The following is a 6049-nucleotide window of genomic DNA, read 5'->3' on the forward strand; positions in this document are numbered from 1 at the left end:
GGGGCATGGCGTTTGAATCGCATTCCTATCCGGGAATTGCCCCTGCGCCGGCCCGCGCGTGATGCTTCATTACCGCGTTGATGAATCCGGCCCGCGCATCGGAATGACCCTGCCCGCGTGGCTCCAATACGTGGCGCAACAGAAAGCGGCCGGTCAGTTCGAACCCGTCACGCACATCCTGTTCGGACCAGCCCTGCCCGACACTGTGATCCTCGCGTAAAAAGGATGGCAGCCGCAAAAGCCGGTCGCGCCAGGGCTCGCCCGCCTGCCGCGACACCGCGCCTCCCGATTTCGGCGAAACATAAACGAGATCGGCGGTCGCGCCCGTCGCCGCGCAGACAGACAGATCGAGACCGAAACCGAGTTCGGACAGCATCGCCAGTTCGAACCGGATCAGATGAATCGCCGCCCCGTCCGTATGATCGAAATCGTCCAGCGTCCGCTCCAGCATCTCGAAAATATCCTCATGCGGATCGCGCTCGGGCAACAACCTCGCCAGCGCCGCCAGATGGGTCACGCCATAGGCCGCATGGGGCGCCGCGAGAAGGGTCGCCGCGCGCATCCGCGTGGCCTCCAATGCGTAAGTGCCAAGATGCTCATCGAGCCGCGCTCGCCACAGCGCGCTGACTGAATTTCCGGGCTGCAGCAGCGGACGCATCCGCGATCCGGCGCCGCCGCGCACAAGGCCGAGATGGCGGCCATGGTCACGCGTCAGAAGTTCGACGATGGCCGAAGATTCGCCATGCCGTCGCACCCCGAGCACGATGCCATCGTCGGTCCATTCCATGGCGGCAGCCTATAATATCGCGCGGCGTTCCGCAGCCACCGATCAGACGGAATTGAACCAGTCTTTCGCATCGTCCGTGAACGAAAAATACATCCCGGCCCCGGCCAATACGGTCGAAAACAGATCAATCCCGGAGGACAGCGTCAATCCGCGGTTCAGTGAATCGAACAGCGAAAGCACCGAGAGCGCGAGCGCCGCAACCAATGTCCATCGCGCCCAGTTCATGCGATACCGTGCGGCGAGCCAGACCAGAAGCAGGAAAAACACGAATACGAGAACGACAAACATGTCGCCGCCTGCCTCCGCGGCATCGCCGCCATAGGGCGGTGCACGTTCCACGAACGCAGCCGACAACGTATCGATCAGGAGCGACAGATACAGCAGGACTTCAAACCGCAGTACGTTTCTCGGGACGATCATGGCACCCTACGACTTTGGAAACTCCAGTCCCATTTCGCGATAACGGTTCGGATCGTCACCCCAGTTCTCGCGCACCTTCACAAACAGGAACAGGTGCACCGGCTGGCCCAGAATTTCAGCGATCTCCTTGCGGGAGTCGGCGCCGATCGCCTTGATGGTCGCGCCACCCTTGCCAAGCACGATCTTACGCTGGCTGTCGCGTTCCACAAAGATAGTCTGCTCGATGCGAACCGATTTGTCGCTGCGCTCGGTCCAGGTGTCGGTTTCGACTGTCGATTGATACGGCAATTCCTGATGCAGATGACGGTAGATCTTCTCGCGCGTGATTTCGGCAGCGAGATGACGCAGCGGCGCATCCGACATCTGGTCTTCCGGATAATGAAACGGCCCTTCCGGCACGCGCGCGGCGAGCGCGCGGCGGAGATCGTCGACGCCGTCGCCGGACAGCGCGGAGATCATGAACGTATCTTCGAAGGCAAGGCGTGCATTGGCAGCGCTCGCCAGTGCCAGCAGCTTGTCGCGGGGCACAAGATCGATCTTGTTCAGCACGAGAATCTTAGGATGCGCCACACTTGCAAGCTTCGTCAGGATGACATCGGCCTCGTCATCGATCCCGGCGCGCGCATCGAGCAGCACGCAGACGAGATCGGCGTCGTGGGCGCCGCTCCAGGCGGTCGAGACCATGGCGCGATCGAGCCGTCGCTTCGGCGTGAAGATGCCGGGCGTATCGACCAGAACGATCTGGGCGTTGTTCTCGACGACGATGCCGCGGATGAGCGCACGGGTGGTCTGCACCTTTCGCGAGACGATCGTGACTTTCGAGCCGACCAGCGCATTGACCAGGGTGGACTTGCCGACGTTGGGCGCCCCGATCAACGCGACGAAACCGCACCGGGTCGCCGCGCCGCTTTCGCTCATTTGACACCTTCACGGGCGATCATCGCGGAAGCAGCCGCCTTTTCCGCCGCGCGCTTGCTGCCGCCGACGCCCTCGGAAGCTTCCAGCCCAGGCAACTCCACCGCGACGCGGAAGCGCGGGTCGTGATGCGGCCCGGTGCGCTCCACCTCGCGGTAAACCGGTGTCGGCAGTCCCTGGCCCTGCGCCCACTCCTGCAGCACGGTCTTCGGATCCCGCAGCGGCCGCACCGGCTTGCGCATCCGCTCGAGCCAGTTGCGCTCGACAAAGCCAGCCGCGGCCGCATAGCCGCCGTCGAGATAGACCGCGCCGATCACTGCCTCGCAGATATCGCCGAGCACGGACCGTCGCAACCGCGCGCCGGCGCCGGCGCCGACCGCGCCGAGCTTGATGCCCTCGAGCAGATCGAGCGACTTGGCGACGTCGATACAAGTTTCCTTGCGCACGAGATCGGCGAGCCGCTTTGATAACTCGCCCTCGTCCGCTTTGGGAAAGGCACGATAGAGCATGTCGGAGACCACCAGGCCGAGCACGTGATCGCCGAGAAATTCGAGACGCTGATAACTGTCGGCGCGCCCGCGCGAGGACTTCAGCGCCGAGACATGGGTGAAGGCGGTGGCCAGAAGCGAAATATCGGCAAACTTGTGGCCCAGCCGTTGTTCGATCGCGGCCATGATCGCCTTGGTGCTGGTCCGCGCCCGCTTCTTCTTCGGCGCAGGCGCCGCCGGCTCGGTGCCGGACAGCACGGCTACGTCATCGGAACTCGGCACTGGCTTGATGTCAGCCGATTCGTCGATCATCGCACGATGGAGAAGATGCGCTTCCAGCGCACCGCGGTGGGCCAGCGCCAGATCTGCCAGGCGTGCTCGCCCTCCTCGATCGAGAAGAAGATCATCTGCGCCCGTCCGACCAGGTTCTCAAACGGCACGTAGCCGACAGCGGAGAGCACGCGGCTGTCGGTGGAATTGTCGCGGTTGTCGCCCATCATGAAGAAATGGCCGGGCGGCACCGTGTAGATGCTGGTGTTATCGTAGAAGCCGTTGTCGACGCAATCGAGCGTCTTGTAGGTGACACCGTTCGGCAGCGTTTCCTTCCACTGCTTGACCCGCGCGGTCGCGTCGGAGCCGCACGGGTCCTCCCCGACGAAATCGGGCAGCCGCTCGCGCTGCACAGGCGTGTCGTTGATATAGAGCAGCCCCTCCTTCATCTGGATACGGTCGCCCGGCAGGCCGATCACGCGCTTGATATAGTCGGTCGAATTGTCCTTCGGCAGACGAAACACCACGACATCGCCGCGGCTCGGTTCGGAGCCGAAGATGCGCCCCGAAAACAGCGGCGGCGAAAACGGGATGGAAAAGTGACTGTAGCCGTACGAGTACTTCGAAACGAACAGGTAATCGCCGACCAGCAGCGTCGCCTTCATCGATCCAGAGGGAATATTGAATGGCTGAAACAGAAAGGTCCGGATCACCAAAGCGATGATGAGAGCATGGATAACGACACGGATGGTCTCGCCGACGCCGCTTTCAGTTTTGGTTCCGGATGTCACGCTCATCGCTTTCCTATGTCCGTCGCTGCCGCCTGAAGCGGCGGCAAAAGCGTCCAAGGCGAAGCGTGTCCGTTCCGCACAAAACGCTGTCATTCTGTTGTCTGGACGAAACCGCGCGCAGCCCCGCCACGATTTGCACTGAATTCCCTAGCGTTCCGATCCCGCAGTTCCCACGTCCCTTGCAGCACCTTGATGCGCTCTTTGGAATCAAAGGAACACTAGCAACTTTTATGATTTCCGGTGTGGTTTGAGGTTCAGAAGTTCGCGACCGCCGAAGTGCCACACCAGCCCCGAAGTACCGGCGGCTTTTTAGACCGTTGTTCGTGGCTGTGCAATCGACCGCGTCGCAAGAATTCTATAGCATATTGATATTACGCATATTTTTAGTTTCGGACGAAACTCGGGATCGAAAACCGGGAATCAAAATCTGCCCGGCGCGACGGCCGAAATTATGACGAAAGCCTGCGCCACCGGCCAGTCGTCGGTGAGACTGAGATCGATCCGCGCGTCGAACCCCTCCGGCGTCAGCATCTGCAACTGCCTCAACGCCCCGCCCGTGAGCGTCATGGTGGGCCGACCTGCCGGCAGATTGACGACCCCCATGTCCCGCCACCACACGCCACGCCGGATCCCCGTCCCGAGCGCCTTGGAGCAGGCCTCCTTCGCAGCAAACCGTTTCGCGTAAGTCGCGACCACCATCTTTTCATTGTTGGCGCGGCGCTGGGCTTTCGCCCGCTCAGTGTCCGTGAAGATACGATCGAGAAAACGGTCACCGTGCCGCTCGATAACCTTCGCCACCCGGCGGATGTCGACCAGATCGGAGCCGATGCCGATGATCATGCCGGAGGCGCCTTCAGCCTGGCACGGCCGCGATCCATGGCCGCACGCATCATGCGTACGGTCTCAGCGATACCGACGAGCAGCGCCTCCCCCATCATGAAGTAGCCGATGTTCAGTTCGACGATCTCCGGCAGCGCCGCGATCGTCTCCGCCGTGGCATAATCGAGACCGTGCCCGGCGTGAACCTCGAGACCAGCCGCCTTGGCTAATGCGGCGCCTTCGACAATGCGGCGCCATTCGGCATCCGCCTTCTGCTTATGACCGTCGACGACAGCATCGCACCAGCCGCCGGTGTGAATCTCGATGGCCGGCGCGCGCAGTTGCGCCGCCGTCTCGATCTGCTCCGGATCGGCGGAAATGAACAGCGACACCTGGATGCCGGCGTCGTTGAATTTCGCGATGAAAGGCGCCAGCGCGGCGCGCTGGCCGACCAGATCGAGCCCGCCTTCCGTGGTAAGTTCCTCGCGACGCTCCGGCACGAGACAGACCGCATGCGGCTTGGTGGCCAATGCAATTCGCTGCATCTCGGCCGTTGCGGCCATTTCGAAGTTGAGCGGTTTTGGAATTTCGGCCTTCAGCCGCGCCATGTCGACGTCGCGAATGTGGCGGCGATCCTCGCGCAGATGCGCGGTAATGCCGTCGACGCCCGCCTCGACCGCCGCAAGCGCGATGCGCACCGGGTCGGGCCGGGCGCTGCCTCGCGCGTTGCGCAGGGTGGCGACGTGATCGACATTGAGTCCGAGACGGATCGCGGAAGGATTGAGCATGGAACAGACCGCCGTTTGTCACGCCCGGACTTGATGCGGACGCAGATTTTTTTGGTTTGATAGGTCGCCGGATCGGACCCGGCAATGACACGTCTGGTAGAGTGAATCCGACATTCGCTATCCACTTTGCAGGAAATCCGGCGAGCGACTGCAAAATTCAAAACTGCCGCAACGGAATGCCAATGTTGGAATCAGACCGCTAGCCATTGACCCGCTCGACCCGCGCCACGACGTCCTTGGCGCGCAACTGGGCGATGATGGCGCTGAGATGCTTGAGGTCGTAGACCTCGAGGTCGATGGTCATTTCGGTGAAGTCATCCGAACGCCTGCTCATGCTGATATTGTCGATGTTGCCATCGTGCTCGGCAATCACGGTCGCAACCTGCGCAAGGCTGCCAGGCTCGTTAAGGCTATCAAGCACGATGCGCGCCGGAAACCGCTGCAGCGTGGTGTCGTCAACGTCCCAGCGAACATCGAGCCAGCGCTCGGGCTCTTCCTCGAAATCCTTGAGCGCCGGGGACTGGATCGGATAGATCGTGATGCCCTCGCCGGGCGTGACGATGCCGACAATGCGATCGCCGGGCACCGCGCCACCATTGGGCGCGAACTTGGTCGGCAAATTCGAATTGATGCCGCCGATCGGGATAGCCAGCGGGCTGCGGGCAGGATCCGGCGGCGACTTCAATTTCAGCTTCTCCGCCAGGCTCTTCTTGACGCCGAAACGGCCCGACCGCTCTTCCTTGTAGTCTGGATACATCGCGCGCGCGACAT

General features: G+C 62.2%; 8 protein-coding genes. All 8 read right to left on the bottom strand.

The genetic code is table 11. From position 1 onward, the window contains the following. Positions 1–25: 25 nt before the first annotated feature. Positions 26–787: a DNA repair protein RecO gene (gene recO, locus ACS3WB_RS15490; protein ID WP_438276376.1), complete on the bottom strand. Its 762-nt coding sequence runs from the start codon at positions 785–787 to the stop codon at positions 26–28. Positions 788–829: 42 nt separating this feature from the next. Further along, positions 830–1207, bottom strand: coding sequence for a hypothetical protein (locus tag ACS3WB_RS15495; RefSeq protein ID WP_438276377.1), 378 nt, complete (start codon positions 1205–1207; stop codon positions 830–832). Positions 1208–1213: 6 nt separating this feature from the next. Beyond that, entirely contained in the window at positions 1214–2125 is a 912-nt protein-coding gene (era, locus tag ACS3WB_RS15500) for a GTPase Era (RefSeq protein ID WP_438276378.1), read from the bottom strand. Continuing rightward, entirely contained in the window at positions 2122–2922 is an 801-nt protein-coding gene (gene rnc / locus ACS3WB_RS15505; protein ID WP_438276379.1) for a ribonuclease III, read from the bottom strand. The genes era and rnc overlap by 4 nt, the downstream gene beginning before the upstream one ends. Further along, a complete protein-coding gene (gene lepB / locus ACS3WB_RS15510) occupies positions 2919–3677 on the bottom strand; it encodes a signal peptidase I (protein WP_438276380.1) in 759 nt (252 codons plus the stop codon). The genes rnc and lepB overlap by 4 nt, the downstream gene beginning before the upstream one ends. A 414-nt stretch (positions 3678–4091) precedes the next feature. Next, entirely contained in the window at positions 4092–4511 is a 420-nt protein-coding gene (acpS, locus tag ACS3WB_RS15515; RefSeq protein ID WP_438276381.1) for a holo-ACP synthase, read from the bottom strand. Further along, positions 4508–5278, bottom strand: coding sequence for a pyridoxine 5'-phosphate synthase (locus ACS3WB_RS15520; protein WP_438276382.1), 771 nt, complete (start codon positions 5276–5278; stop codon positions 4508–4510). The genes acpS and ACS3WB_RS15520 overlap by 4 nt, the downstream gene beginning before the upstream one ends. 199 nt (positions 5279–5477) lie before the next feature. Beyond that, on the bottom strand, positions 5478–6049 hold a 572-nt coding region (locus tag ACS3WB_RS15525; protein ID WP_438276383.1), incomplete at its 5' end, for a RelA/SpoT AH/RIS domain-containing protein.

Source organism: Nitrobacter sp. (assembly GCF_051535215.1).
Taxonomy (GTDB): domain Bacteria; phylum Pseudomonadota; class Alphaproteobacteria; order Rhizobiales; family Xanthobacteraceae; genus Nitrobacter.